Below are 26,513 nucleotides of genomic sequence, written 5' to 3' on the forward strand. Positions count from 1 at the left end.
GTTTTTTCGAAGACTTCAAGTCCTTTTTTGAAATTTTATCCGAATGAAAAAAATATTTTTAATTTCCTTGTTGTTAATAAGTTTCTGTCAAATTGCACTGGCTCAAGTCGGTGGTCGTGTGGAAGGAATTGTGACTTTTGTTAATGCAAAAAACATTTATGTACGATTTGAAAATACCAAAGATTTAGAAATAAATGATACATTGATGGTTTTAGTGAATGAGCAATGGATAAAATCATTGGTTGTGCAAATGGTCTCTTCAAAATCATTTATTACAACGCCAATTGGGGCTGAAAAAATAATAGCTGGAGATAAAGTATCGTATTTTAAAAAAGAAATTAAAGAGGATACATTGGCTTTGACCCAAATTAAAAAAAAGGTTGAGCCAGAAAAAAGAGTGATAACAAAGATTGTTGAGGATACGGAAAGGAAGCAAAGTTACAATGGCAAAATCATGGTTTCGGCCAACGGAAGCATGGTAGAGTCCGAAAAAGCCTATAACAGAGTGAGGACTTCTGTGGCATTTGATATTTATAATATAAAAGATGGTAAATTTTCATTCGAGAGTTATGTAAATTATAGAAATAGTACGAACTCCCTACAAACCGAAAAGAATTTCAATGATAATTTTAAAGTATACAATTTGGCTCTAACTTACCAACCTACAAAGAATTCCACATTTTCAGTAGGAAGGAAGTTGAATTTGCGAATGGCAAACATGGGAGCTATAGATGGATTACAAGTAGAAAACAAGTATAAAAATATTATTTTGGGAGGTTTTGGAGGCTTTAGGCCAGATGTGAATGATTATGGATTTAATGCCAATTTGCTTCAATATGGAGCATTTATAGCTCATGAAAAAGAAAAAGGTAATGGAGCTCTTTCTACAAGTATAGCTTTTGCTGATAAAAAAAACAATGGTATAACAGACAGAAGATTTGCGTATTTTCAACACAGCAATTCAATTGTTAAAAATCTCTATTTGTTTTATTCAATAGAAGTGGATTTATATCAAAATATAGATAGTATAAAAACCCACAACGTTAATTTGACAAGCACTTACCTTTCTCTTCGCTATAAGCCGTTTAAGGTTTTGAGTTTTAGCACATCCTATGACAACCGAAGAAATGTGATATATTATGAAACGTACAGGTCTTATATTGATCAATTGGTCAATCAAGAGACACGTCAGGGTTTTCGTTTAAATGTGAATTATCACTTTTCGAAGTATATGAACCTAAACGCAACGGGTTTTTATAGATATCAAGAGAGCCGACCAGATCCAACTAAAAACTATAATATTAACTTGAATTTCTCGAAACTTCCTGCCATAAATACCTCCTTGAATCTTAGTGCAAATATTATGAATACCTATTATTTTGATGGGATAATATATGGTGCTAGACTGAACAAATATTTGATGAAAGGGAGATTATCAACAGAGTTGAGTTATAGAAAGGTGGATTATGCGTTTTTTAACCAAGAACAGGGAAATCTCAAACAAAATATTTTGGGTGCTTCCTTAAATCTTTATACACAAAAAAATACTTCATTTATGATAAATTATGAAGGTACTTTTGAGCCAACGGCTAGTTATAATCGATATTTTGTGACCCTTTCACAGCGAGTAAGAAGCAAATAAGAAGTACAAACAGTTCTGCTTTTTATTGATATTATTTTTGTTTTTTGCTGAAATTCTTCCAATATTAACCTGCATTTTCTGCTGTTTTTTGTTCAAAAACGTTTAGAATACATATGGGGATTTTAAATTTTGCCAAGAAATCTTCTGGAATTCAAGAAAATATCTACTTTTGTTTGAAAAAATTTTCAAATTATCTTTAATTTTTCCACATGAAAATTGGTTTTATTTTTCTCAATTTGTTCATTTTAATAGTTGCATGCAAAAAAACGGATCATCCTGTAATAACTATGCCTGTAGAAAAATACAAAATGCTAAAAGAGATTCCTGATAGTTTTGAGAAAGTTGAGAAATTTTATGAGAAATCTAAAGTTGAAATTGTGTTTGATTTCAACTCTGGAAAGTTTAAGGGTAAATACAAAACGCTGGAATTTAAGGGCAAATACAATATTTTAAAAGTGAGCTCAGGTTTTACCAAGGGATTTAACTATAAAGTTGAGCTTGAATCTTTGATAAAAAACGCGACTGAAGACAAAGTCGTAGACGATTTTGTTAGACAATTGGCTATCTGTAATAGAATTTATGTAGCTCCTGATAATTTGGTGAATACAAAATATGTGCGTTTGGAAATGTCGAATGCAGAAAATGAAGAAAAAATAAAATTTGTTTTACTGAAATAAATTATAGCAATGTTTTTAGAACCAAAACCTGACCGATTTGAAACTACTTCTGGCCTAATAATAACGATAATTGCTTCTTTTTTAGCTTTCGTGCAAATAATGGATGATAACTTTGGGGCAGAAGAGCTGAAAGCCGTAAATGAAAAAGCTGGGGCTTTCCAGTGGCAACAATCCAAAAGTATTAAACAAAACCTCGTAGAAGGACAAGTTGGCTTAATAGAAACGCTCATAAAATCTAAAACGATTGGGAAAGGTGATGCAGATCTTTTGGAAATAGATTTGGAGAAGCTGAAAAAGAAAGTACACAGATACGAATTAGAGAAAACCGAGATACTGAAAGGCTCAAAAGCTGTGGGGAAAGACAACTGGGTGCAGGATGTTGATGGAGAATTAGGGAAAGTAATAGGTGCCAAAGAATGGGAAGAAAAAATCACCTTCTATGAAAATAAAGGTGACCAAATGGCTCTATCGTCGATGTTTTTGCAGATTTCATTAATGCTCGGAGGGCTTGCACTTATACTTCAAGAAGCAAAATTAAAACTGTTTTTCTTTTATGCCACGCTGGTTCTTGGAGCCATAGGTATATCTTATGGTGGATTTTGTTTGGTAGTTTAATTTCATTTCTCAATAAATTTCTTCAAACCACTCATGGCTGTTGCTCTTACTTTGTTTTTTAAAAAAAGAGTCCAACCCAATAATAATCCAGAAAAGCCCAAGGCTTGTCTGCTCCATTTGTAAAAATCAAATTTATCTCGATGCCTTATGATTTTGCCGTCTTTGATTTTGAATTCGGCCTTTATGTCGTTTATCACCATGCGGCCAGTTTTTGAAAATGTATATTTCGCTATCCATCTTGCTTTTATGGTATCATCTTTTGATTCTAGTATTTGGTATTTTAATTCCATGTCCTTGCCTGCTTTTATCAGCATTTCCCACATTTTTCCGGCTTCAACGCCATTGAGATTTTGGAATACTTCATCGCTAAAAGTTGCATCAGGTGCATAACTATTTTGCATGCTTATATAATCTTTGCTTTGAAAAGCACGGTAGAAATTTTCTATTAATTCTGCATTATTCATAACGAATCCAATTTTTTTTATAAAAATAGCCATATTCTTTTCTTGAAAAAAATGTTAATGATTTATTAATATTTAACATTGGCTTCTTACAATTTCTATATTGCATTGATAAAATCACATAAAAATATATGCGTTTAAGCTTTATTCTCTTTTTTGTATTTAAACTTTTTACGCTTTCTGCTCAGCCTGATTTTCGTAAAACTTATTTTCCTTTGATAAATAAAGCGGAATTGCTATTTATTGAAGAGAAATATACTGATGCAAGTGAATCTTATTTTAAAGCTTTTTCACAGACAAAAAGCCCATTGGTTCGTGATTTATTAAATGCTACAGTCTGTAAATTATATCAGGGAGATTTTGAAGGGGCTAAGTTATACTTGTTCAAAATGGCCCAAAGGGGCGTTAATCTTGAAACTTTAGAACAACTAGAGATTTTCGAGATAGGCAATAATCAAGATGCCTGGAAAATGTTTAAACCTAGTTATGAGCAGTTTTATGAACCCAAAGAGCTCAATGATTTTTTGAAATATCATTTCTCTAATCTTAGTTTACTTAGGTCCAAATTGATGGATATGCTTTCTGAGAATTTTATTTTAATTGAAAATGGAGCAGACGAGCAAAAGTTTGCGATAAAAAGGAAAGATTATTCTGGATTTTTTTCGTCAATTAGTAATGAGGCCAAAGAAAATATTAGGGTTTATACAAAAGCAGAGATGGAAAAAGAATCCATTGTTATTAAAATAAATACAGAAGAAATTTATCACGAAGCCAAAGAGATACTATTGCTCATTATGGAAAACCAAATGGCTTTGAGCGATGGCACTAGCCAGGTGGAGACTTTTCATACCCACGACCATGATATGTTTTCTTTTCTGAATTTTTTTATGTTTAACAAACCTCAAATCATTGTTGAGAACGGAAAAGCGGTTAATAAACTGGCAGATTGGATGAATGAGGAGGAAATATCTTATTTAGATAGTCGATTACAAGAAGCTGTTTCTCAAGGTATTTTGAGTCCACAATTGGCCATTTCACAGTCATCAGAAAGGGATATTCCAGAAAAAATACGGGTGACTTCTTTTACTTTAAAAATTGAAAATAATAATAATTGCAACAAAGAATTTGACGATTTAGATAATGTTAAGTTTTTGAAAAAGAATACTTTAACAAAGGATGAGCAAAAAGAATACAATAAAATCCGACAAAAATATGGCTTAGAAACTTTGGAAGATAGATTTAAGAAAGAGGAATTTGCCATAGATCAAAACAAATATTTTATTCTAAATACCCGTTCTACGCTAGAGTCTTCGGTGGTACCGAATTGCGAAGTAGCTCAAAATATGATTGCTGGGGCCACAATTGTCCACGAAAAATAAATGAAAGCTTTAAAACTTCTAATCTTCTTTTTACCGCTAATCTCTTTTGCTCAAGAAGATTTCGGGAAATTGTATTATCCAGAGATTAACAAAGCTGAGCTTGCGTATACGCAAGATGATTATCAAGCATCTTTTACACATTATGCTTCAGCATTTTCCGCTGTGAAAAAACCTTTAGCTCGCGATATTTTTAATGCAGTGGTTTGCAAGTTTATGTTGAAGGACTTTGAAGGAGCGAAACCAATGTTGTTAAAATTGGCCCAAAAAGGAATTCCAGCTGAAGATTTAGAGCAGAAGGAAATGTTTCAGATAGAAGGAATTAAGGCTGAATGGGCGAATTTCAGATTCGTATATGAGCAGTTTTATTCTATTCTTGAAGAAAAAAAAGACCAAGATTTTATCGAGAATATTAATACGATAAATGAGTTATTTAAACAAAATCAAGAAAACTCTATATTTCGAAAAATTTTAGACAATGAACTAAAGTATTTACCTAAAGACTCGACCAAAAATGTTGATGATATTCTGAAAGAAAAAGAACTGATTTTGAAAAAAAATTTAATAAATAGTGAATTATATCATAAAGCTCAAAACTTTTTGGTTGATTATGTAATAAAAAATGGGTTTAATGACGAAGAATCTTCGCATGTAAAATTCGGTAATTTTTATAGAAATGAATTATTAAATACTATACAGGATTTCAGATATATAATTGTTTTTACTGAAGAAAGTATTGTTAGAGAAAGTGATCCTTTTTCCTGTGTATCATCAGAGAAAAAAGAGCTTTTTGATCAAAAGGTTATTGAAGCGGTAAAAAATGGAGTTATTCATAGAGATGTAGCCTCCCAATTATTTTTAAATTTCAAGGAGAAAGAGAAAGTTATTTTCAAGAAAATTAATATAGAAAATTCAGAATCATGTAGCCTAGATTTACAAAATAAGAATAGCATGATTTATTATTCAACAAAGGTTTCGATAATTAAAGACGATATGAAATATTTACAATATTCAGACCTGTTTTTAGACAATAAATTACTTTTCGAAAAAGCCAAATATTCTGTTTTGAAGAATCAATATTTTTTAATTACCTCAAATGCATTTTCACAATTTGAAATAACTACAGTACCGAATTGCGAAGTAGCTCAAAATATGATAGCTGGTGCCACGATTGTTCAGGAGAAATAAATGAAAGCATTAAAACTTCTAATATTTTTTTTACCGCTAATCTCGCTTGCTCAAGAAGATTTCGGAAAATTGTATTATCCAGAGATAAACAAAGCTGAGCTTGCGTATACACAAGATGATTATCAAGCATCTTTTACACATTATGCTTCAGCATTTTCCGCTGTGAAAAAACCTTTGGCTCGTGACATTTTTAATGCGGTGGTTTGCAAGTTTATGTTGAAGGACTTTGAAGGAGCGAAACCTCTATTGCTAAAATTGGCTCAAAAGGGAATTCCAGCTGAAGATTTAGAAAAAAAAGAAGTGTTTCAGATAGAAGAAATAAAAAGCGAATGGGCAAATTATAAATTCGTGTACGAACAATTTCAGTCAATGGCTGAGGAAAAAGAAGATAAAGAATTGATTAAGAATTTAAGTAGATTTGATTCTTTATACAGTGAAGTTAATCAAAATCTTATGGTTTTCTTAGTAATAGATGGTGAATTAAAAAGGATGACTCGTAGAGATTTTGACGCGAATAAAAAAGATGAAATTTTAGACGAGAGCGAAGCAAAATCTAAGAGTATATTAAATGCAATAAAAAGTAGCGAATTGTTTGTGGAAGCTCAAAAATACATAGTTGATTATGTTTTGAAAAATGGAATTGTAAGTGAGGAAGTTTTGCACGTGAAAGGAATAAATTTTTATAGAAATGAATTTTCAGATGCTATTCAAAAGTACAAATTCAGAATTCTTCCAACTGAAGAAGGAGGTACACGAAGTGAAATTATTCCTTTTATAGCTATATCTGAACAAAAGAAGGTGCTTTTTGACCAGAAAATTATTGAAGCAGTAAAAAACGGAACAATTCACAGAGATCTTGCTCCGCAGTTGTTTTTAAATTTTAGAGATAATGAGAGAGTTCTATTTTCAAAAATCAATATTGAAAATACCGACGCTTGCAAGAATGCATTAAAGAGTAAAACCAGTTTGATTTATTATACGCCTGAAATAATTCTTATTCCTGACAGCATGAAATGCCTTGTGAATGCTGATTTGTTTTTGGATGATGATGAACTAATTTTCGAAAAAGCCAAATACTCAGTTTTGAAAAATAGCTATTTTTTGATTACATCAAACGCACAGTTAGAAGAAACGACTGTGCCGAATTGTGAAATGGCTCTTGATATTATGAAAACAGCCAAAATTGTTAATTTGGATTAATTTTGGTCTACTAAAACGCTAGCAGCAAAAGGACTTCTAACTTCCCATTCTGACTCAATGTTCTTGTACATTTTTCTTAAAAATAGCTGGAAACTCCAACTGTAAACGTGTTTTTTGAAATATACGTAGTTGAAGTTTGCCGTTGGTTTGGCTCCTAAACTAGCCTTGGCTACTTGTGCTGTTCTACCAAGTTCTAAAGATATTTGTTTGTCGTTTATGGCGTGTTCGAGGCCAAATTGCAGGATGTTGAAATATAGATTGTATTTTTTGTTAAAATCATAATCCAAACCAATATAATGGATTTCCATTTGTTGGTTTTCATTGTAAATATGGGTGGTAAATGCCAATAATTTATCTTCCTCAAAGAAACCAAATACTTTCAATTTTTCGCCTAGCGACTTTTTTAAATTAATAAAATAGTCTTCGAAAATCTCTGTTAATTTAAAGTCTTGTGTGCTATATACTTGATTGTAAAGAGCAAATATTTCGTTTTTGAAATTCACTAAATCGTTTTCAGTCAATTCTCTTTTGTTCAAAGCTAAACCTGCTTCTTTTATCTTCTGGAAGCGTTTTCTGTATTTTTTGTCAAGATCACCTACGTAGTCATCAATAGTCAACCAAGATGGATTAAGGTTCAATTCCATCGAAACATCTTGCTGAATTGGTTTTATTTTTTGGATGCCATTCAATGGTGAGCAGCATTCTTTAATCAACAATCCCGAAAAGTCTAGGCTTTTATCTTCTGATTCCAGAAAAGGTATAAATTCTTTGAAAACATCTTCTTTAATGATTTCAGGTTTTAGAAAATAACCTTCTTGATTAGGTCGGTAAATATTTCCACAAACCAAAAAATCCAAACCGCAACTTATGTTTTTAATAGAATTAGTCAGGAATTTTATCTTTTCAATATTTTGTAAGCTATAGCCGAGAGTATTTAATGGAACAACCACTTTTTGGAGATATATCTGACCAACAGTCTCAGTTCCAGATTTTACAACAATATAATGCCCTTTTATTGATGTGTTATTCTCTAAGAAATGTAAGTTGGTGCTATTGAGATGGTGGTTTTCTGGTAAATTATTATCCCAATCCTTCTCAATTTCAGAAAGTGACCCGTACAATTGAAACGTGAAAGCACTTTCTTTAGATTTTTTAAAAAAACTCTTTATCATCAAAGACAAAATTGGTATCGGACTAAATACGATTTTCAATGAAAAATAGTTCCGATTACTTATTTTAAGAATTTCTAATTCAAAATAGTTTTTTGTTTTCTGATTTTCTTTCATAGTTTTGCATCATCAATTCTTTCTTCTATTTCAAAAAGCTGAAAGATTGATTTATAAAGACGAGTGGAGAGAATAGGCTCTTTGAAACTCGGGCAACCTGACGATTCTCGTCGAGAAGGTGCCAATACCTACCTAAGTGGCTCAAAAGTGGCCTTTAGGACTTATAAACCAATCAAGCGATTTTCAAAATTCCTGTTGGTTTTATGCTATCTCCGAAAATCGGAGCTGGAATTGCTTTCGGGCAATGCATTGTTTTATTTATTAATTATTTACAAACATGTCAGATCAAAGATTTGAAACGCTGCAATTACATGCAGGCCAAGAGATTGACCCAACTACTCAATCTAGAGCGGTACCAATTTATCAAACTACCGCTTACCAATTTAAAAACTCAGAGCACGGTGCTAACTTGTTCGCTTTGAAAGAATTCGGGAACATCTATACCCGAATCATGAACCCTACCAACGATGTTTTTGAGAAACGAGTAGCTGCTTTAGAAGGTGGCGTGGCCGCTTTGGCTATTTCGTCTGGGCATGCAGCTCAGTTTATTGCTATCAACAATTGCACAACTGTAGGCGATAATTTTGTTACGAGTAGCTTATTGTATGGAGGTACTTTTAATCAATTTAAAAACTCATTCAAAAACATAGGCGTGGAGGCAAGGTTTGCCAATGGTAACGATTTGGAGAGTTTTGAAGCTTTGATAGATGATAAAACTAAATTGCTGTATATAGAAACTATTGGAAATCCAGGCTTAAATGTCCCTGATTTTGAAGGTTTTGTGGCTTTGGCTAAAAAATACGATTTGCCAATTTTTGTAGATAATACCTTTGGAGCAGGTGGAGCTATTTGTCAACCGCTCAAGCACGGTGCTCATGTGGTAGTGGAATCTGCCACAAAGTGGATTGGAGGCCATGGTACAACTATGGGTGGCGTGATAGTAGATGGTGGTACTTTTAATTGGGGAAATGGAAAATACGCTCAGTTTACCACACCATCGCCTAGCTATAATGGATTAGTTTATAATGACGTTTTCGGTATTGGTGGACCATTTGGCAACATTCAGTTCATTATCCGAAGTAGGGTAGAAGGTCTAAGAGATTGGGGTCCTGCTCAATCACCTTTCAACTCGTTTTTGTTGATTCAAGGCCTAGAAACACTTTCATTAAGAGTAGAAAGAACTTGCGAAAATGCTTTGGCTTTAGCAAAATGGTTGGAGCAACATCCTGATATTGAGTCTGTTTCATATCCTGGCTTAGAAAGTCACCCTTCACATGCTTTGGCAAAAAAATATCTTACGAGAGGTTTTGGTGGAGTTTTATCATTCAAACTAAAAGGAGATAGAGCTAAAGCTGAAAAATTTGTGAATAGTCTTTCGCTTATTTCGCATTTGGCTAATGTTGGAGATTCAAAAACGCTTATTATTCATCCGGCTTCTACGACGCATTCGCAATTGTCTGAAAAAGAGCAATTAACAGCAGGTGTGGATCCGAATCTTTTGAGAGTATCTTTAGGAATTGAACACATAGAAGATATCAAAGCGGACATTACGCAAGCTTTAGCATAATATATTTTTCCTCTTCTAAAATTTTTTAGAAGAGGATTTTTTATTCTTTCGAATCGAATTTATATGGTCAAAAATCACATATTTAAGCAAGAGACTCCATTTCAACTAGAAAGCGGCGAATGGTTACCCGAACTGGAATTGGCTTATACAACTTACGGCGATCTCAATGAGGATAAATCCAATGTGGTTTGGGTTTGTCATGCATTTACTGGCAATGCCAATCCATCAGATTGGTGGAGCGGATTGATAGGCGAAAAACGTCGGTTTAATCCTTCTAAATATTTCGTGATTTGTGTGAATGTTTTGGGCTCTCACTATGGCAGTACAAATGCTTTAAGTATAAATCCTTTAACAGGAGATCCTTATTTTCATGATTTCCCATTTATAACTATTCGGGATGTTGTAAATTCATTTGTGGTTTTACGTAAAAATTTAGAAATTAATAAGATAGCTTATCTTTTAGGCGGTTCTTTGGGAGGGCAACAAGCCTTGGAGTGGTCTTTGATAGAGCCAGATATTATAGAAAAACAAATTTTGTTTTCGACAAATGCCGTACATTCACCATGGGGAGTAGCGTTTAACGAAAGCCAAAGAATGGCCATTCAGAATGATCCTACTTGGGAAAAAAGCACGCCTGATGCTGGCATGGAGGGCATGAAAGTAGCTAGGGCGATAGCTCTTTTATCCTATAGAAATTACGAAACCTACAACAGAACCCAGTCGAGAGATGCAGGACAAATCGACTTTTTTAGAGCCAATACTTACCAAAACTACCAGGGAGAGAAGCTTTTGAGGAGGTTTAATGCCTATTCGTATTGGACACTTTCTAAAATGTTTGACTCTCACGATGTGGGTCGCAACAGAGGCGGTTTACAAAAAGCCTTGGAAAATGTAAAAGCAAAAACTTTGGTAATTGGAATTACCTCTGACATCTTATTTCCGCCAATAGAGCAGGAGCGAATAGCTCAATATACTCCAGAGGCAAAATATGTAGAGATCGATTCCACCTACGGTCACGATGGGTTTTTGATAGAGTTTGAGGCTATGACAAACGCAATAGCTGACTGGGAGAAAGCCAATTAAGATTTTTTAATTTCTTTCCGCTCTCTTTTTTGCATTTTTGATCTTCCAATCAAACCATTTTTGACCAAAGGCTTTGTTGAAAAGCTCGTCTAAATGTGTCATGATACCTACTTGCCAAAATCCTAAAAGTCTATCACTAATATGAGGACTCAAAGAGCGAATGGCAAAACCCAAGCCCGCAGTATTGTATTCTATATGATGCCACCAGCCAGCTGGCATAAAAATGGTATCTCCAGGCCCAATGGTGCAGTCTATCCCTTTTACGTTTTTTAATGCCGGATATTTTTCGAAATCAGGATTGTTTACGTCAATAGACGTATGCGTTGAAAAAGGATATTGATATAAAGCATCAGAATATTTTGGGTCAAATAAAACCACTCTTTTATATCCTGCCAATTCGGTAAGAAACACGCAGCTATTGTCCATGTCGCGGTGAATACGCGTTATAGCTCCTTGTCCACCAAAAAATGCTAAAGGCAAGAAAGTTAGTACTTTATCGGCAATATTAGGAAAAGTAAAATGTTCATGAAGTTCTTTTTTGTATTTGAATACATTAAAAAGAAATAGTCGTTTTGTGGTGGGTCTTTCTTGAATCAGACTTAGGTATTCTCCAAACTTCATGGTTCTAGGAGCCTTTTTATACGATTTATCATCCTTCTTTTTGTCTGATTCGTCATCGTAAACACCCACGTCTATATTTCCCAGTTCTTTTTGGAAATAGTCGAAAGTCCAATTATAAACTTTGGCGTCTTTCCCATAAAGATTTTTGATGATAACTGGCCGCTGAGGCAACATGTAGAATTTTTGAAAATCCTCTCGGCTGATGTTTTCAACCACGTCTATGTGGTTATTCAAGTCTAATGCAATTGATTTATTGGCTACCATATCATATTAGATTTTTTATGAACTCACAACAAAAATCCAACGGCGATATGTTCCTTAAATTGTATAAAAAATGTTCATTTCTTTAGAAAAATCCCACTTATTATTTCTGCAGTACCATTATGATAATTTCCTTCGCTTAAAATAGTAGGCTTTTCTACTAATTCTAAAACCTCACATTCCTCAAAATCTTCCAAAAGCATTTCTTTGCTAAAAAGCATTTCCAATACTTTTGGTCCGCCAGAAGGATTTCCTAATTGTTTTTTATTGAAGCCTTCCAAGATTATCACACCGCCTGGTTTTAATAGGGATAGTAATTTATGGTGTACTTTTTTTCTGATGCTTTCTGGAAAATGAGCAAATACCAAAACTATTGCATCAAACGAATTTTCTTCAGCTTGATAATCAAGGATATCACAGACTTGATAGTCAAAATTGGTATCATATTTTTGGGCTAATTTTTCAGCTTTTATTTTTCCTTCCTCACTTATATCACAAGCAAAAACCACCCAGCCGTTTTTAGCAGCATAAGTTGCATTTCTACCTTCTCCTTCACATGGAAACAGTATTTTGCCTTTATTAAATTGCTTGAGTTTTTCTTCTACATATACGTTCGGATTTTCTCCGTAAGCATATTCTGTTTCGTTATATCTTTCGTTCCAAAATTCTTTCATATCTCTAATATAAAAAGAATGCCCCATTTCGGAGCATTCTTACAGTAATATTTAATAATTGTCTATCCAAGAAAAGTAAATCTGATTTATTGACTTATAAATTTAAAACCTCCCGAAAGCTATCAAGACACCCAAAACTAATCGACTAATAACAAATCTACCAATAAACTAATAACCATTAGACCAATCAACTAGTAAACCAATAACCAATTAACCAATAACTATTTTACTAATCAACCAATTACTAATTAACCAATTAACTAATCAACCAATAACTAACTAACTAACCAATCAAACCGCCTGAGCAGCATAATAGTTTACATCTAACCAAGATCCACCATTGTAACAATCCACACCTTGGGCTTTTAAAAATGCAGTTGCTTGTCCACTTCTTCCGCCAGATGCACAACATAGTACCAATGGCATTTTCAATGCTTTAATCTCTTCCAATCTAGCTTGAACTTCGTTTAATGGAATATTTAAAGATCCAGCCACATTTCCACCCATAAATTCGCCAACAGTTCTTACGTCTACTATTGTTCCTTCGTTGTTTTTAATTATGTTCTCTATCATTGTTTTTTTGTTTTATTTTTCTACAAATTTCAGCCAAATAAAAATCATCGAAGGTGAGAATTGTTACAAATGCGTTTTTCCTTTAATTAAAATACGTCTGGAATTGTAAAATAAATCCGCCTTTTCGCTCCGTGAAATTTCCCGAATTGTCAAACAAAGGTCTGTTTTGGTAGGCAGCAGTAAGTTTTGAGGTATTTCCAGTCATGTACATATTCAATCCTAAATCAATATAATTCATTTGGTGATTGAGTCTCTCAAATTTTGCTGATTGGATTGAAGCATAAGGCATGAAAGTGTTTTTACCCAAGGCATTGTCATTGAGTTTATATCCCACTTGTGTGTAGAAAACCGTTCCAGTGCCAATGGCAGGGAAACCATTTCCGCTTCCATTCATTAAATTGGCGTTTGTGGTGCCATTTACAGGATTCATAACCGCTTGATTCCTGATATAATTAGGTCCGAAATTGAAATTCGTTATGTTTGCATAAACCGAAATTGCTTGACCTTTTGTTCCTACAGGTGCATCATAAAATACGTCGGCGGCTATTTGTACCATGTTGGTTAAAACGGTGTCTTTGGCATTTTCTGCCAAGTGCCACATGGCTTGCGGCTGGTAAACCAAACCTGCACCAATGTTAAACACTTTCTTTTTGCCCAAATACGAACCCGCCATATAAGGCGTAAGATTGCTCTCTTGGTCTTTGAATTGGTATTGCAAATAAGAGTTTAACTGCATTTTTGGCGGTTTCGAAGAGAAATTCGATATAGGTTTTACTACGCCGGAATATGAGGCAGCTTTTTGGAAAGACATGGGGTCTGCCAAACTAATTCTATAATCCAATTTGCCCAATTTGCCTTTGGCATAAACCGAAAGTTTTCTTAGGAATTGATCCGTTACATCGTTTGTTGACTGTAAAAACAAAGGAGCATCAACGCCTAAAATAGCACCAACTGAAGGTGAAGAGAATCTCGAAAGTCCGCTCCAAGCGTTTAATCCAGCACCCATTGAGAGTTTGTTTTTCACTATGGAATATTCACCTAGTGCATCGTGAACAAAAAAGCCCAATTTGCGGTCTGAAATATTGCTAAAGTTATTTTCTCCAAACTGACTGTAAATAAAAACTCTGTCAGTCAATTGTCCGTATAATTGCACTCTATACCTTCTAATTCCTAAATCTGCACCTTTTTCTTTTGAATATCCAAAAAGCGTTGAGCCAGGATTGTAGTTCATGTCTCGAAGCCAAATTTGAGACAAAGCCGTGATTTTGAAATAATGAGAGCCACTTTCATTCAAAGTGAGTTTGCCGTCTTTAAAGCTTTGAGCAGAAGCAGAATACGTGAAAACTGATATGGCAAAAAGAGCCAAAATGATTTTTTTTATCATGATTTTATTGAATTTTCGAAATAAAATGAATAGTAGTTTTCTTGTGTTGGAAAACTAAAGAGGAAATTAAGCAATAGGGAAAATCTCAGAGTCTGAGGTTTCGAAAAAGGATGAATAAAAGGCTGGCTTTTAATCTTCTATTAAAAAATGTTGAGTATTCGGTCGGAATCCATGTTTCCTTTGTGAGTTGCCAATTTACAGTATTTGCAGGCAGAAACCCTTGAAATGCATCATCAGAATGCTCTTCTTCGTTTTCCTGGAAGTTTTCACTCCAAAAATAAATTGTTTTCTTATTCTGTTGACTAGAACTGTATGATTTGGCTTTTTCTTTTTCAAAATTTCTTCCTCCCGCAAATGTAGAAATCCATGGCAATAGTATAAATACTGCCGAAAGAATCAAAAAGCGAGAATATTTATTCAGTAAAACCAATCAATTTTCTTGTTAGTAGAGACTAAAAGTAATTTTCTTTCTTTATTTATTTAACTACAAACTTAAGATTTATCTTATTTTCAAAGAAAAGTCCAAAAAAATATTAAAATAAATATCAATTTTTTCTTTCGATTTCTCTCAAGTTCTCCAGTTTTTTATTTCTCAAAAATCCATTGATATCTTCAAAATGTTCCCGAACGCGTTTGTTTCCAAATTCAAAAACTTTTTCTGCTAAACCATCTAAAAAGTCTCTATCGTGTGAAATTAGAATTATTGTACCTTCAAAGGCTTTTAAAGCTTCTTTCAAAATATCTTTGGTACGTAAGTCTAAGTGGTTGGTGGGCTCATCGAGAATAAGCAAATTGACAGGAGAAAGCAGAAGCTTTATCATAGCCAATCTGGTTTTTTCACCTCCTGAAAGCATCTTTACTTTTTTATTCAAATCATCTCCTCTGAATAAAAACGCTCCCAATAAATCTTTAATTTTCGTACGAATATCGCCCACCGCTATTTGGTCTACAGTGTCAAAAATCGAAAGATCCTCGTCAAGTAGAGAGGCTTGGTTCTGTGCAAAATACCCAATGTAGCCATTGTGCCCAACTTTTAGATCACCATCAAAGTCGATTTCACCCATTATGGCTTTCACCATGGTTGATTTTCCTTCACCATTTTTACCAACAAATGCTACTTTTTGACCTCTTTCTATCGTAATATTCGCTTCCTTGAACACCAAATGATCTCCATAGCTTTTGGTAACATGGTCAGCAATAACGGGATAATTACCAGAACGTGGAGCCACAGGAAACTTAATACTAACCGCTGATGTGTCTACTTCGTCAACTTCTACAATGTCCAATTTTTCCAGCATTTTCACTCTTGACTGTACCTGGAGCGTCTTTGAGTAAGTACCTTTAAACCTGTCAATAAACTCCTGGGTCTCAGCTATCATTTTGGCTTGGTCGTTAAACTGCTTTTGCTGTTGCTCCATACGCTCTTTTCTTAATTGCAAATAGTGCGTATAGTTTACCTTATAGTCGTAGATTCGGCCCATGGTCACTTCAATGGTACGATTGGTAATGTTATCTACAAAAGCCCTGTCGTGAGAAATCACAATAACTGCCTTTGAGCTATTGATCAAAAAGTCCTCAAGCCACTGTACAGACTCAATGTCCAAGTGGTTTGTAGGCTCATCCAAAAGTATCAAGTCTGGATTTTTTAATAAAATTTTTGCCAACTCTATTCTCATTCTCCAGCCACCACTAAACTCCGAAGTAGGTCTGAGGAAATCTTCCCTTTCAAAACCCAAACCTTTCAGTATTTTCTCTATTTCGGCATCGTAGTTTATTTCTTCTATCGAATAATATTTTTCGCTCAAGTCAGATACTTGCGTGATGATGTCCATGTATTCGTCTGACTCATAGTCTGTTCTGGTTTCTAATTGATGATTGAGGGCTTCTATTTCCTCTTTCATTTTCAAAACTGTAGAAAAAGCCTTCGCGGTTTCCTCAAAAACAGTCGAGTCGTCTTCTGTAAGTAAGTGTTGAGGCAAATACGCAATAATCGCATCGCTGGGAGCAGATATTTTGCCTTTGGTGGGTTTGCTTTCGCCGGCTATTATTTTGAGCAAAGTAGACTTTCCAGCTCCATTTTTGCCCATCAATGCTATCCTGTCTTTTTCGTTTATGTTGAATGTAATATCAGAAAAAAGAGTCGTGCCGCTAAATTCTACCCCTACGTTGTCTACAGAAATCATTTTTTTGTTTTTAAAATAAAACGCAAAGGTAATCCAAAAAACAAAGAGGCCGAATCAAGAATTGAAATAATGTTAAGGATAAAGGCTATTAAAGATTTAAGTTTTGGATTGAAATTAAATAAAGTACTTAACCAAGATAAACTTAATCAGCATTTTCTTCGTCTTCTACATGCAAAATATGTAATAATCGGTGAATGATAGGGGCAAAAAATACGGCAGTAATACTCAAAAAGGCAACTCCGCTGTATAATGCATAAAAAGCTGAGAAAATCTTTGCGGAATCATTGGTCATCTCAGAAACTGGCCCCATTCCTGTCAAAATCATAGAAGCCATATAGAAACTATCAAGCCAGGAGATTTTGTCAAAATACCAATAGCCAATTGTGCCAAAACCTACCGAGAAAAATATAAGAATGAATGCAAAAAATGAATATTTTGCTAATCTAATCGCAAAATTTCTTGGGGTCAATAATTTCTGTTTTTTGTTTTCCAATGTTCTGAATGTTAAAAACTTACAAAGTCAACTCCATTTTGTCGCCCAACAAGATCTTGCCAGTTTTTATTACTCTGCACGTTATTCCTCCATGGCCTCGCATGGCATTAAATCCTCCTTTGCCTAAATTTTGTTCCATTCTGCTACATGGATAACAAAATCCCGTCATTTCTAAAATTGCCTCACCAATTTTAAATTGTCGACCTTTTAATGCATTTAGATTTATGCCTTTTACTACTATGTTTCTTCTTGTAAGACTTGGATCTATGTTTTCTTTACCAAGAAATGATGCTACTGCTGCCAAATGCTCTTTCTGAATCAGTGTTACTTGTCTTTTATTTGCAGGGCTATTTTTAGTAGCTCTGTCACCTTCAAGACCAGTTTCGGTTACATTTACTTCTTCTATCGCCTTCATTTCTTTCCGAGTAGCAGGCCTTAAGCCCATCCAAACCACTTCGCCTATTTGTGTAAAGTTTTCGAAAAGGGCCTTAAATGGAGATTCTTCTTTGTCAATGAGCATTTTTTGATTTTTAAATTAATTTCACTTTTAAAGATATTATGGTGGAAAAATGTTTTGAACGATGTATCATTTTGGAAATTTAAAATAAAAGATTTGATTCGACAATTTGATTAATCAATACAATTTTTGCCTAAAATATTTAAATTAATTCCCTAATAACCAATCAACAAATAACTAATTAACTAATAACCAATTAACCAATCAACTAATTGCCAATCAACAAATAACTAATCAACAAATAACTATTTAACAAATCAACCAATAACAAATCAACCATTCACCCATTCAATTTAGCATTCAATATCTGCCCAATTTCCAAAGCTTTTGATTTTACAAATTCGGCATTCTTTCCTGCAAAAAGAGCATCCGTGCACGTAATCCAATAAGCCAGCCAACGCTCAAAAAGTTCGGTGGTTAAAGGGTGCGTAGCATGGCGTTCCATGTGTACCCACATCATACCGCCTGTGTAGGAGCCCGTTTGAAACAGCCAGTTTTCCCAAAAATTATATACTCTCACGATGTGTTGTTCCCAATGGTGTGCCGAAGGGCCAAAAACAGGAGCGAGTTGTTCGTCAGCTAAAACGTTGTCATAAAAAGTATCTACTAATTTCACCACGTCTTCACGGTTTTCTATATCTTTCATAAAATTTAGTATATTGCATCAACATTTAACGCTCAGCTTACGTTAATGTATTATTAACCTTTGTTTTTTGATGAGATTTTCATTCATTTTTCTTCTGCTGATAATCACCACCGTTGGATGCAAAGTTCAACAAAAAAAGCCTGTTTCCAAAGAATCTGCCGTATTAGATAGGGGCAGAGCAAGAGAATCAAAACCTGTCGTTTCTTCAATTAACGGAAAATACAATTTTGTAGATTCTACGTCGGCAAAAGTTTTCCTTTTGGTAAATTTTGACAATTTAGCTGGAGACATAAGTTTTGAAAAACTCAATAAGATTTTTAGAGTTCAATGGTCTATTTTGCCAGAATATGGCACCAAAGAGCGTTTGAAGTCTGGCAAATTGGAGTTTTCTGAAAAGTATGTAACAAAAACGGAAAATGCCTACCAAATGACATTTGATGTGCCAAAGCTGAAAGATTTGGAGTCGGCGGTTTTGGTAATGGATTTTATAGATATTGATGCAGCTACAAAGTACACCTATGATTTGCCCATAGATTTTTATGCAAAAAAAGTTGATACCAGATATTTACTCTACGACAAAGAATCTTCTGAGTTTCCTAATTTTACACCGTATTTGTTTGAAAACGAGACTTTTGTGGTTAAATCCATAAATCCTAGTATTGAGAAATTATATTTAAAAAGATATTCCAATAATTCTTTACCTGCACTATCGCCAATGTCTGCTGGTAAAAGAGATCCTTTGGCGGAGTTTGAGGCTTTAGAAACCTTGGAGATTATTCCTGGAAAGGCTACTTCAATAAAAGATAAAGGTGTATATGTACTAACCCAAGATCCTGACAATCATACAGATGGGTATGGGTTTATGGTAGTAGGTGAGCGTTTCCCAAGAGATACAGAAGCTGACGCTCTAAGGGCTTCTTTGGTGTATATGAGTACCCCAAAAGAGATAGAAGAACTGAAAACTACTGAAGACCCAAAAGAAGCTTTGGATATGTATTTTTTAAATGTCAGCAAGGGCAACCAAGCCATGGCAAAGCAATTGATAAAAACCTATTACAAACGTGTGGCTGATGCCAATAAGCTGTTTACGAGCTACAAAGAAGGTTGGAAAACAGACAAAGGTATGGTGTTCGTAATCATGGGGCCGCCATCAAGAGTACAAAGAAATAGACAGCGAGAAGTATGGCTGTATGCTCAAAATTCAAATAATTCAGAAATAATTTTTACATTTTACCGAAAATCGAACGCATTCACTGACCAAAATTTTGAGCTGGTCAGATACCCCGAATACAGTTCGTTTTGGTATCCTTTTGTTGACGCATGGAGAACAGGAAACGTAGTGGAGTAGTAGATCGTGGTGGAGAATCCCCTCGCAAATTTTATAAACCAGTAAATAGACCTAACAAAGAGGATTTTGTTTTCGGAATCCAGTCGGTTTTAGAAACCCTAAAATCAGACAAAGAAATAGATAAACTGCTCCTTCAGAAAGACCTCAAGCATTTCGAAGAAATCGAGATTCTAGCCAAACAACGTGGAGTGCCTATTCAGAGGGTGCCATTGGAAAAACTCAACAGAGTGACCATGAAAAACCACCAAGGTGCTATTGCGTTTGTTTCTACGGTGAATTTTGCCATTTTGTCTAATGTGGTAACTTCTGCCTTTGAAACAGGCGAAGTGCCTTTGATATTGATGTTGGATAGAGTTACCGATGTTAGAAACTTCGGTGCGATATGCCGTTCGGCGGAATGTAGCGGCGTACATGCCATCGTGTTGCCTTCAAGAGGTGCCGCACAAATCAATGGCGATGCAATGAAAACATCCTCTGGGGCATTAAACTTTGTGCCAGTTTGTAGAGAAAACGATCTTTGGAATGCCATAAAATATTTAAAAAACTCAGGCTTCCAGGTAGTGGCTTGTACCGAAAAATCAAATGATTTTGTTTACAAAGCAGACTATACCTTACCGACAGTGATTATAATGGGTTCTGAAGAAGACGGTATCTCTGAGAATTTGTTGGCGGAGTCAGACGTTCGGGTCAAAATCCCTTTAAAAGGTAGAGTAGAGTCTTTAAATGTATCAGTGGCTACAGGAGTAATATTGTTTGAGGTTGTAAGACAAAGAGATTTCTCTTAAAATCTAAGGCATTGATTTTGGACGCCAGCTTTTAGTATTTGCTGAAAGTTGGCGTTTTCTTTTAAATTCATTAGATCTACCACACTGTCTAGGCTATGAACATTACTGCCAACAAAATCTATTAAGTTATTATTGATCAGGTATTTTAGGTTGTCTTTTTTTGTTTTTATGGCAGACTCAAGAAATGCATCCAAATCTACTTGAAACTTCAGTCCCATTTTTCTAAGTATATTAATTTTTTTATCTTCTTCAAAAAGGTAATTGAATTTTTCAGGGTGAGCCATTACAGGTGCGTAACCAAACATTAAGAGTCTTTCTATGGCATATTGCAGAAAATTGAATTCATTCAGAAAAGCTGTTTCTATCAAAATATGATATTCATTGTCGTCTAACGTTAGCAAAGGCGAAAAGGACTTTAATTTTTTTATAAATGATTCATCGATATAATACTCAGCGGCAGCTTTTAGTTTAATCGGAATATTGGCTTCTTCAATTCTACTTTGCAGATCAGAGCAAATTTCAATTATGTTTTTTTCGGAATTTTCATAATATATCGACATAATATGTGGAGTCACTATACATTGTCGAAAGCCCAAATTGGCCAACATGTCGCACATATCTAAGGATTCTTCAATTGAACTTGGGCCGTTGTCTAAAAACGGGAGGACGTGTGCATGCACATCTACATCAACAATTTGTTGACCTTGATTTAAAAATAAATTACAATTTTTTTGTAAATTTTTAAACATGCGTATAGATTCAAGAATATTGAGTTAAAATAGAATTATTTTGGCTATTAAACAGTTTCTATTAGCTCAATTAAAATGTCGAAAATCAATTGATTTGTATATGTTTTTCAGCATTAATAATGCCAACGAGGTGTTTTCCTTTATAAACTAATCTAAAGGTAGTGTGTGCGAATAAGTGGTTTGTAGTTAACCTTTTAACGTGGTTTTTATTTCTAAAAAAGTAGGAAGTTCAAGATCTTTTTCTGAAACATTTGGGTTCTCTATTCCCCAGTCAATATTAAGTGTTGGGTCATTGAAGATGATTCCAGCCTCTGAGGCTTTATGGTAGGTGTTGGTGCATTTGTACACAAATATGGCATCTTCAAGTGTAGAAAATCCATGTGCAAAACCTTCGGGTATAAACACCATATTTTGTTTTTCTGCACTCAATATAAAAGATTCGTATTGACCAAAAGTTGGAGAATCGGGTCTGATGTCAACAGCTACATCTAAAACACTACCCGAAATCACTCTAACGAGTTTACCTTGTGCATGGGGAGAATGTTGGAAATGTAAACCTCGCAAAACACCTTTGGTAGAGAAAGATTGATTGTCTTGTAGAAATGTTAGGTCTGCTATGTTTTCTGAAAACAATTTTTGGCTGAATGTTTCGAAAAAGTAACCTCTATCATCATGAAAAACCCTCGGTGTAATTTCAAAAAGTCCCTTGATCTTCGTTTCTCTAAAATCCATGTATTTTCGTTTGGTATAAATTCCCCGTAAATTTAGAAATAATTTATCTGATTTTTTATTTTAAAAGCATTTTCAATTTTTTGCAAATTGGAATTGTGTAAAATTTTAGAAAAAAGCCATAGCCTTAAAAGTCCATATTTGATATTCTAGACGATTTCTTTCTTATTTGGTTTAATTAAAATTGAAAAAGAAGATTAAAAACATTTATTTTATGAAAATTTTAAAACTGTTAGATGACCAAAGCTGAGCTTTTTGACCAAATTAAAACTAAGAAATCGTATTTATGTGTTGGATTGGATACCGATATCCGGAAAATCCCCAAGCATCTTTTGGGAGCAGAAGACCCAGTTTTTGAGTTTAACAAACAGATTATTGAAGCTACAGCAGACTACTGTGTGTCTTACAAACCTAATATCGCCTTTTATGAAGCCATGGGGCCAAAAGGTTGGGAAAGTTTGCGTAAAACTTTAGAAATAATTCCTAACAATTGCTTTACAATAGCCGATGCCAAAAGGGGAGATATTGGCAATACTTCGAGCTTGTATGCAAGAGCTTTTTTTGATGAATCATCATCTGGAATGTCATTTGATTCGGTAACAGTTGCACCTTATATGGGTGCTGATTCTGTGCAGCCGTTTCTAGCGTTTGACGATAAATGGGTTATATTGTTGGCCTTGACTTCAAATATCGGCAGTCATGATTTTCAGTTCAATGAAATGGCCAATGGCAAAAAACTCTTTGAACAAGTCTTGGAGAAATCGCAAGAATGGGGAAATGACCAAAACATGATGTATGTAGTAGGAGCCACCCAAACAGAAAGTCTTATGGAAATACGTAAAATTGTACCTGAGCATTTTCTTTTGATTCCTGGTGTGGGTGCCCAAGGCGGAAGTTTGGAGGAGGTTTCTCAATACGGTATGAACAGTACTTGTGGACTTTTGGTAAATTCGTCTCGTGGAATTATTTATGCATCTGACGGAGAGGACTTTGCGGATGTAGCTCGCGAGGAGGCGAGGAAAATACAGATCGAAATGGAAAAATATTTGCAAAATGTATGAAAAACGAAGACTTTATCCACTACACTTGGCAGTTTCAGCAATTTGATAAAACCAATCTTAAAACCACCGAAGGCCAGAACTTGGCCGTCATAAAAGCAGGTTACAGGAATCCCAATTCTGGGCCGGATTTTGAAAACTGCAGAATAAGCATTGCTGACATAGATTGGGCAGGAAAAGTAGAAATGCACATAAAATCTTCGGATTGGAACAGGCACAATCATCAGCGTGACGCAGCTTACGAAAACGTAATCCTGCATGTAGTTTGGGAGCATGATTTGGAGGTATATCGCCTAGATGGTACACTTATACCTACACTAGAAATCAAGGATTTGGTATATAAAGAAACCCTAGAAAAGTACGAAAACCTGCTAAGAAATCCTGTTGAAATTCCTTGCGAACAGCATATACCGGAAGTTTCGGACTTAGCAAAATTGGGAATGTTTGAAAAAGCTTTGGCACACAGACTCGAACAAAAATCTCAAGGTTTGAAAGAAATTCTCTTGGAAACCAATAATGATTTTGAGGAATTGACCTATAGAGTTTTAGCCAGAAATATGGGCTTCAAACTTAATTCCGAAGCTTTTCTGAGATTAGCAGAAGTACTACCTTTTAAAATCATCCAGAAACACAAAGGCAATTTAACGCAAATAGAAGCTTTGCTTTTTGGTCAGGCGGGATTTTTGGATACTCCCAAAGACGAATATGCCAAATTGCTCGCAACTGAATATGCGTTTTTATCCCAAAAATATGGCTTGAATTCCACTAAAATGGAACGTATGCAATGGCGGTTTTTAAGAACTCGTCCGAATAATTTTCCAACCATAAGAATTGCACAATTTGCGGCTATTCTGAATTCCAATTACGGCCTATTTTCCTTATTTATTGAAAATGCCGAAAAAAAAGTTCTGGAAACAGCTCTAAAAGTTAAGCCATCGGATTATTGGACCAAACATTATGATTTTGGAAAAACTTTGGAAACGCCATCAAAATGCATGGGAGAGAGTTCAGTAAATAATATATTGATAAATACCTGCGTGCAGCTTTTGGCATTTTATGCTGACGAAGTAGATCAACATACGTTTTTCGAAAAAGCCATCAAGATTTTGGAAACCATAAAGCCTGAGACGAATTTTATTACTAAAAAATGGCAGAATCTGGGTTTTAAGATTTCATCTGCTTTTGATTCACAGGCTTCGATAGAGCAATACAATCATTTTTGTACACACAAACGCTGTCTTCAATGCCCCATTGGTATCGAGATTCTGAAAAAGCCTATTCAGTGATTTCAGTTTTCAGTTGAATTTCCTCCAAAGTTTTTAAGGGCACAAAATTCATTTTTTCTCCTAGTTCGAGCAAAAGCGTAAAACTGGCTTCTAGATTGTTCTCTATTTTACAATCCAATATCGCTTCTCGGATTTCATTTTTCAATATCCCAACTTCTCGCGAAGGTTTCAAGGCAAAAACTTCCATTATCAACTCCCCAGTCATAACAGGCTGAAAACTCCTCAATTTGTCTTTTTCTTCAATTTCAAACAGCAATTCTTCTACTTTGTCAAAGTTCTTGAGGTATTTTTTTACTCTGTTGGGGTCTTTCGAAGTTATATCCGCTCTACACAGTTTCATCAAGTTTTCGATGTCATCGCCTGCTTCTACCAACAAACGTCTAACTGCCGAGTCCGTAATGCCATCTTTAGCCAAAGCAATTGGTCTGAGATGTAATCTAACCAAGTTCGAAACTTTTCTCATTTTTTCGTCCAGCGGCAACTTCATCTTTCTGAAAATTCCCTTTACCCAACGAGCTCCAAGTTCTTCGTGTCCATGAAACGACCATCCGTTTTTAGGGTGGTATCTTTTGGTGGCAGGTTTGGCTATGTCATGCAGTATCGCTGCCCAACGCAACCAAAGGTCATCTGATTTAGTGGCGGTGTTATCCAATACTTGTAGTGTATGGTAGAAATTGTCTTTATGTCCTTTGCCATCCATGGTTTCTACGCCCATCAGGTTCACTAATTCAGGAAAAATGATATCCAAAAGGCCAGTTTGCTGCAAAAGCTTAAAACCATAAGAAGGTGTTTTCGACAAAATGATTTTGTTCATTTCGTCTGTAATTCTTTCTTGCGAAATAATCTCAATACGCTTTGCCATGGCTTTTATGGCCAAAAAAGTATTGGTTTCTATGTCAAATCCCAGTTGGGATGCAAACCTGATGGCACGCATCATTCTCAGTGGATCGTCTGAAAAAGTAGTTTCTGGCTCTAAAGGCGTTTTTATGATTTTGTTTTCAATGTCTGCTACGCCACCAAAAGGATCTATCAAATCGCCAAAGTTTTCGGGATTGAGCGAAATCCCCATGGCATTTATTGTAAAATCTCGCCTGTTTTGGTCTTCTTCCAGCGTGCCGTCTTCTACCAATGGTTTCCTGGAATCTGACCTGTAGGATTCTTTCCGAGCACCTACAAACTCTATATCGTACTCGCCGAAATTAAACTGTGCCGTGCCGAAGTTTTTGAAATAATTAACATGCAAATCCTCGTCAATCAATGCTGCCGTGGCTTTGGCGAGCTCTATGCCGCTGCCCACACACACAAAGTCAATGTCTTTGTTGGGTCTATTTAGTATGAGGTCTCTCACAAAACCACCCACCACATAGCTCTCTATGCCCAAGTGCTTGGAAGACACCGCTATTAAGCTGAAAATCGGATTGCTTAATATCTCGTTTTTAAAGTTCTTTTTACTCATTGGTGCAAATTTAGGGTTTTGCATCGATTTGATAAAAGAAAACCCAAAATATGAGATAGGAATTGAGTTTTGGGAGGGGATTGGAGGTTTTTGGAAATTTATTTCTGTTTATTTTGTCATAAAACTAAAAAGGTTTTTCAAATTATTTAAGCCCAATTGTTTTTTGCTAAAAAACAAGGATAAGGCAATTTCGAAATGCTTTTGAATTAGTTTACGAGTAAAATAAAGAATATTTTACAAATTATTGAGATTTATGAAAATTGCATTTATTTTAATATCTTCACTTCATTAATAATTATATAATGACAATCATTCTTAAAAAAGGGCAACATTTAAATGATTTATTACCCACAAACACGTCAATTAAAGGTACAAAAAAGTTTAATGCAAAAAAATACGTTGGCGTGCTAAATCTTAAGGAAGAACCTATTTTAATTCAAAGAAAAATGCGAGATGAATGGGAATAAAATCTTAATTGATACCAATATTACACTTTATTAATTGAATGGTGATCAAACTTTGATATTCTGATATTTACAACAACGCCAACCAAAGAGGAAGCTTTGGCAGACCTGTTGTGATTTGCTTTCGTTCTTTGATATTCTGATATTTACAACAACCTAAAATTTGATTTAAATAATCTTTTGTAAGTTGT

Annotated in this window: 26 protein-coding genes, 1 CRISPR repeat array and 1 riboswitch (1 of these 28 only partly in view); of the genes, 12 read left to right on the forward strand and 14 right to left on the reverse strand. The window is 34.7% G+C overall.

All coding sequences use genetic code 11. The features are described 5' to 3' along the window. The first annotated feature begins 43 nt into the window (after positions 1-43). From EGI22_RS05625 to EGI22_RS05635, 3 genes are all read left to right on the forward strand, one after another. The gene (locus EGI22_RS05625) at positions 44-1,642 is read left to right on the forward strand and encodes a hypothetical protein (RefSeq protein ID WP_255066989.1); all 1,599 of its coding nucleotides are present in this window, start codon (positions 44-46) and stop codon (positions 1,640-1,642) included. A gap of 236 nt (positions 1,643-1,878) precedes the next feature. After that, entirely contained in the window at positions 1,879-2,319 is a 441-nt protein-coding gene (locus tag EGI22_RS05630; RefSeq protein ID WP_255066991.1) for a hypothetical protein, read from the forward strand. Between the two features lie 9 nt (positions 2,320-2,328). Continuing rightward, entirely contained in the window at positions 2,329-2,934 is a 606-nt protein-coding gene (locus EGI22_RS05635) for a DUF4337 family protein (RefSeq protein WP_255066992.1), read from the forward strand. A 2-nt stretch (positions 2,935-2,936) separates the two neighbouring features. On the opposite strand, the gene EGI22_RS05640 is transcribed toward EGI22_RS05635, so the two are convergent. Beyond that, positions 2,937-3,398: a nuclear transport factor 2 family protein gene (locus tag EGI22_RS05640; protein ID WP_255066994.1), complete on the reverse strand. Its 462-nt coding sequence runs from the start codon at positions 3,396-3,398 to the stop codon at positions 2,937-2,939. Between the two features lie 128 nt (positions 3,399-3,526). Here EGI22_RS05640 and EGI22_RS05645 point away from each other — a divergent pair, with 128 nt between their 5' ends. Genes EGI22_RS05645 through EGI22_RS05655 form a run of 3 tightly spaced genes read left to right on the forward strand, consistent with a single transcriptional unit; the run spans position 3,527 to position 7,159 of the window. Beyond that, positions 3,527-4,774: a hypothetical protein gene (locus tag EGI22_RS05645; RefSeq protein WP_255066996.1), complete on the forward strand. Its 1,248-nt coding sequence runs from the start codon at positions 3,527-3,529 to the stop codon at positions 4,772-4,774. Further along, positions 4,775-5,959, forward strand: a complete 1,185-nt coding sequence (locus EGI22_RS05650; protein ID WP_255066997.1) for a hypothetical protein — start codon at positions 4,775-4,777, stop codon at positions 5,957-5,959. Next, positions 5,960-7,159 (forward strand): hypothetical protein, encoded by a 1,200-nt coding sequence (locus EGI22_RS05655; protein WP_255066999.1) that lies wholly within the window; start codon positions 5,960-5,962, stop codon positions 7,157-7,159. Here EGI22_RS05655 and EGI22_RS05660 read toward each other — a convergent pair. Next, positions 7,156-8,445, reverse strand: coding sequence for a hypothetical protein (locus tag EGI22_RS05660; protein WP_255067001.1), 1,290 nt, complete (start codon positions 8,443-8,445; stop codon positions 7,156-7,158). The two genes, EGI22_RS05655 and EGI22_RS05660, sit on opposite strands and share 4 nt — an antisense overlap. Before the next feature lie 48 nt (positions 8,446-8,493). Next, positions 8,494-8,615, forward strand: a riboswitch (SAM riboswitch). 107 nt (positions 8,616-8,722) lie between these two features. Here EGI22_RS05660 and EGI22_RS05665 point away from each other — a divergent pair. Next, positions 8,723-10,012 (forward strand): O-acetylhomoserine aminocarboxypropyltransferase/cysteine synthase family protein, encoded by a 1,290-nt coding sequence (locus EGI22_RS05665; protein WP_255067002.1) that lies wholly within the window; start codon positions 8,723-8,725, stop codon positions 10,010-10,012. A gap of 63 nt (positions 10,013-10,075) precedes the next feature. Next, a complete protein-coding gene (metX, locus tag EGI22_RS05670) occupies positions 10,076-11,095 on the forward strand; it encodes a homoserine O-acetyltransferase (RefSeq protein WP_255067004.1) in 1,020 nt (339 codons plus the stop codon). A gap of 6 nt (positions 11,096-11,101) precedes the next feature. Here the strand turns inward: metX and EGI22_RS05675 are convergent, their stop codons facing one another. The 9 genes from EGI22_RS05675 to EGI22_RS05715 all read right to left on the reverse strand — a co-directional run bounded on the left by EGI22_RS05675 (position 11,102) and on the right by EGI22_RS05715 (position 18,447). Further along, positions 11,102-11,980 carry a cupin-like domain-containing protein gene (locus EGI22_RS05675; RefSeq protein ID WP_255067005.1) on the reverse strand — a complete coding sequence of 293 codons (879 nt, stop codon included), beginning with the start codon at positions 11,978-11,980 and terminating at the stop codon, positions 11,102-11,104. Positions 11,981-12,054: 74 nt separating this feature from the next. Next, positions 12,055-12,678 (reverse strand): bifunctional 2-polyprenyl-6-hydroxyphenol methylase/3-demethylubiquinol 3-O-methyltransferase UbiG, encoded by a 624-nt coding sequence (locus EGI22_RS05680; RefSeq protein WP_255067007.1) that lies wholly within the window; start codon positions 12,676-12,678, stop codon positions 12,055-12,057. A gap of 264 nt (positions 12,679-12,942) precedes the next feature. After that, a complete protein-coding gene (locus EGI22_RS05685; RefSeq protein WP_255067008.1) occupies positions 12,943-13,224 on the reverse strand; it encodes a rhodanese-like domain-containing protein in 282 nt (93 codons plus the stop codon). A gap of 82 nt (positions 13,225-13,306) precedes the next feature. Continuing rightward, entirely contained in the window at positions 13,307-14,608 is a 1,302-nt protein-coding gene (locus EGI22_RS05690) for a hypothetical protein (RefSeq protein ID WP_255067010.1), read from the reverse strand. A gap of 85 nt (positions 14,609-14,693) precedes the next feature. Next, the gene (locus tag EGI22_RS05695; RefSeq protein ID WP_255067012.1) at positions 14,694-15,038 is read right to left on the reverse strand and encodes a hypothetical protein; all 345 of its coding nucleotides are present in this window, start codon (positions 15,036-15,038) and stop codon (positions 14,694-14,696) included. Between the two features lie 115 nt (positions 15,039-15,153). Beyond that, positions 15,154-16,791: an ABC-F family ATP-binding cassette domain-containing protein gene (locus tag EGI22_RS05700; RefSeq protein WP_255067013.1), complete on the reverse strand. Its 1,638-nt coding sequence runs from the start codon at positions 16,789-16,791 to the stop codon at positions 15,154-15,156. Positions 16,792-16,933: 142 nt separating this feature from the next. After that, positions 16,934-17,260 carry a hypothetical protein gene (locus tag EGI22_RS05705; RefSeq protein WP_255067015.1) on the reverse strand — a complete coding sequence of 109 codons (327 nt, stop codon included), beginning with the start codon at positions 17,258-17,260 and terminating at the stop codon, positions 16,934-16,936. A 43-nt stretch (positions 17,261-17,303) separates the two neighbouring features. Continuing rightward, positions 17,304-17,804 (reverse strand): MOSC domain-containing protein, encoded by a 501-nt coding sequence (locus EGI22_RS05710; RefSeq protein ID WP_255067016.1) that lies wholly within the window; start codon positions 17,802-17,804, stop codon positions 17,304-17,306. Positions 17,805-18,081: 277 nt separating this feature from the next. Further along, entirely contained in the window at positions 18,082-18,447 is a 366-nt protein-coding gene (locus tag EGI22_RS05715; protein ID WP_255067018.1) for a group III truncated hemoglobin, read from the reverse strand. A gap of 70 nt (positions 18,448-18,517) precedes the next feature. Between EGI22_RS05715 and EGI22_RS05720 the strand changes: the two genes are divergently transcribed. Together EGI22_RS05720 and rlmB are read left to right on the forward strand one after the other, a co-directional pair. Beyond that, positions 18,518-19,795 carry a GWxTD domain-containing protein gene (locus EGI22_RS05720; protein WP_255067020.1) on the forward strand — a complete coding sequence of 426 codons (1,278 nt, stop codon included), beginning with the start codon at positions 18,518-18,520 and terminating at the stop codon, positions 19,793-19,795. Continuing rightward, on the forward strand, positions 19,768-20,580 hold the full coding sequence (rlmB, locus tag EGI22_RS05725; protein WP_255067023.1) for a 23S rRNA (guanosine(2251)-2'-O)-methyltransferase RlmB: 813 nt from the start codon (positions 19,768-19,770) through the stop codon (positions 20,578-20,580). The genes EGI22_RS05720 and rlmB overlap by 28 nt, the downstream gene beginning before the upstream one ends. On the opposite strand, the gene EGI22_RS05730 is transcribed toward rlmB, so the two are convergent. Together EGI22_RS05730 and rfbC are read right to left on the reverse strand one after the other, a co-directional pair. After that, entirely contained in the window at positions 20,577-21,329 is a 753-nt protein-coding gene (locus tag EGI22_RS05730) for a tyrosine-protein phosphatase (protein ID WP_255067024.1), read from the reverse strand. The genes rlmB and EGI22_RS05730 overlap by 4 nt on opposite strands. 186 nt (positions 21,330-21,515) lie before the next feature. Continuing rightward, on the reverse strand, positions 21,516-22,061 hold the full coding sequence (rfbC, locus tag EGI22_RS05735) for a dTDP-4-dehydrorhamnose 3,5-epimerase (protein ID WP_255067025.1): 546 nt from the start codon (positions 22,059-22,061) through the stop codon (positions 21,516-21,518). 233 nt (positions 22,062-22,294) lie between these two features. Here rfbC and pyrF point away from each other — a divergent pair, with 233 nt between their 5' ends. Both pyrF and EGI22_RS05745 read left to right on the forward strand, forming a co-directional pair. After that, entirely contained in the window at positions 22,295-23,119 is an 825-nt protein-coding gene (pyrF, locus tag EGI22_RS05740) for an orotidine-5'-phosphate decarboxylase (protein WP_255067027.1), read from the forward strand. Further along, positions 23,116-24,402: a DUF2851 family protein gene (locus EGI22_RS05745; RefSeq protein WP_255067028.1), complete on the forward strand. Its 1,287-nt coding sequence runs from the start codon at positions 23,116-23,118 to the stop codon at positions 24,400-24,402. The genes pyrF and EGI22_RS05745 overlap by 4 nt, the downstream gene beginning before the upstream one ends. On the opposite strand, the gene EGI22_RS05750 is transcribed toward EGI22_RS05745, so the two are convergent. Then, a complete protein-coding gene (locus tag EGI22_RS05750) occupies positions 24,392-25,858 on the reverse strand; it encodes a CCA tRNA nucleotidyltransferase (protein ID WP_255067029.1) in 1,467 nt (488 codons plus the stop codon). The genes EGI22_RS05745 and EGI22_RS05750 overlap by 11 nt on opposite strands. Before the next feature lie 574 nt (positions 25,859-26,432). Beyond that, positions 26,433-26,513: a CRISPR direct-repeat array (repeat unit 46 nt; unit sequence GTTGTGATTTGCTTTCGTTCTTTGATATTCTGATATTTACAACAAC); it runs 495 nt beyond the window's last position.

Origin of the sequence: Lacihabitans sp. LS3-19 (assembly GCF_024343575.1) — a bacterium.
Taxonomy (GTDB): domain Bacteria; phylum Bacteroidota; class Bacteroidia; order Cytophagales; family Spirosomataceae; genus Leadbetterella.

Excerpts from the sequence above, each read along its gene's own strand:
- EGI22_RS05625 (WP_255066989.1), top strand. The coding sequence starts at position 44 with ATGAAAAAAATATTTTTAATTTCCTTGTTGTTAATAAGTTTCTGTCAA.
- EGI22_RS05635 (WP_255066992.1), top strand. The coding sequence starts at position 2,329 with ATGTTTTTAGAACCAAAACCTGACCGATTTGAAACTACTTCTGGCCTA.
- EGI22_RS05640 (WP_255066994.1), bottom strand. The coding sequence starts at position 3,398 with ATGAATAATGCAGAATTAATAGAAAATTTCTACCGTGCTTTTCAAAGC.
- EGI22_RS05645 (WP_255066996.1), top strand. The coding sequence starts at position 3,527 with ATGCGTTTAAGCTTTATTCTCTTTTTTGTATTTAAACTTTTTACGCTT.
- EGI22_RS05650 (WP_255066997.1), top strand. The coding sequence starts at position 4,775 with ATGAAAGCTTTAAAACTTCTAATCTTCTTTTTACCGCTAATCTCTTTT.
- EGI22_RS05655 (WP_255066999.1), top strand. The coding sequence starts at position 5,960 with ATGAAAGCATTAAAACTTCTAATATTTTTTTTACCGCTAATCTCGCTT.
- EGI22_RS05660 (WP_255067001.1), bottom strand. The coding sequence starts at position 8,445 with ATGAAAGAAAATCAGAAAACAAAAAACTATTTTGAATTAGAAATTCTT.
- EGI22_RS05665 (WP_255067002.1), top strand. The coding sequence starts at position 8,723 with ATGTCAGATCAAAGATTTGAAACGCTGCAATTACATGCAGGCCAAGAG.
- metX (WP_255067004.1), top strand. The coding sequence starts at position 10,076 with ATGGTCAAAAATCACATATTTAAGCAAGAGACTCCATTTCAACTAGAA.
- EGI22_RS05675 (WP_255067005.1), bottom strand. The coding sequence starts at position 11,980 with ATGGTAGCCAATAAATCAATTGCATTAGACTTGAATAACCACATAGAC.
- EGI22_RS05680 (WP_255067007.1), bottom strand. The coding sequence starts at position 12,678 with ATGGGGCATTCTTTTTATATTAGAGATATGAAAGAATTTTGGAACGAA.
- EGI22_RS05685 (WP_255067008.1), bottom strand. The coding sequence starts at position 13,224 with ATGATAGAGAACATAATTAAAAACAACGAAGGAACAATAGTAGACGTA.
- EGI22_RS05690 (WP_255067010.1), bottom strand. The coding sequence starts at position 14,608 with ATGATAAAAAAAATCATTTTGGCTCTTTTTGCCATATCAGTTTTCACG.
- EGI22_RS05700 (WP_255067013.1), bottom strand. The coding sequence starts at position 16,791 with ATGATTTCTGTAGACAACGTAGGGGTAGAATTTAGCGGCACGACTCTT.
- EGI22_RS05710 (WP_255067016.1), bottom strand. The coding sequence starts at position 17,804 with ATGCTCATTGACAAAGAAGAATCTCCATTTAAGGCCCTTTTCGAAAAC.
- EGI22_RS05715 (WP_255067018.1), bottom strand. The coding sequence starts at position 18,447 with ATGAAAGATATAGAAAACCGTGAAGACGTGGTGAAATTAGTAGATACT.
- EGI22_RS05720 (WP_255067020.1), top strand. The coding sequence starts at position 18,518 with ATGAGATTTTCATTCATTTTTCTTCTGCTGATAATCACCACCGTTGGA.
- rlmB (WP_255067023.1), top strand. The coding sequence starts at position 19,768 with ATGGAGAACAGGAAACGTAGTGGAGTAGTAGATCGTGGTGGAGAATCC.
- EGI22_RS05730 (WP_255067024.1), bottom strand. The coding sequence starts at position 21,329 with ATGTTTAAAAATTTACAAAAAAATTGTAATTTATTTTTAAATCAAGGT.
- rfbC (WP_255067025.1), bottom strand. The coding sequence starts at position 22,061 with ATGGATTTTAGAGAAACGAAGATCAAGGGACTTTTTGAAATTACACCG.
- pyrF (WP_255067027.1), top strand. The coding sequence starts at position 22,295 with ATGACCAAAGCTGAGCTTTTTGACCAAATTAAAACTAAGAAATCGTAT.
- EGI22_RS05745 (WP_255067028.1), top strand. The coding sequence starts at position 23,116 with ATGAAAAACGAAGACTTTATCCACTACACTTGGCAGTTTCAGCAATTT.
- EGI22_RS05750 (WP_255067029.1), bottom strand. The coding sequence starts at position 25,858 with ATGAGTAAAAAGAACTTTAAAAACGAGATATTAAGCAATCCGATTTTC.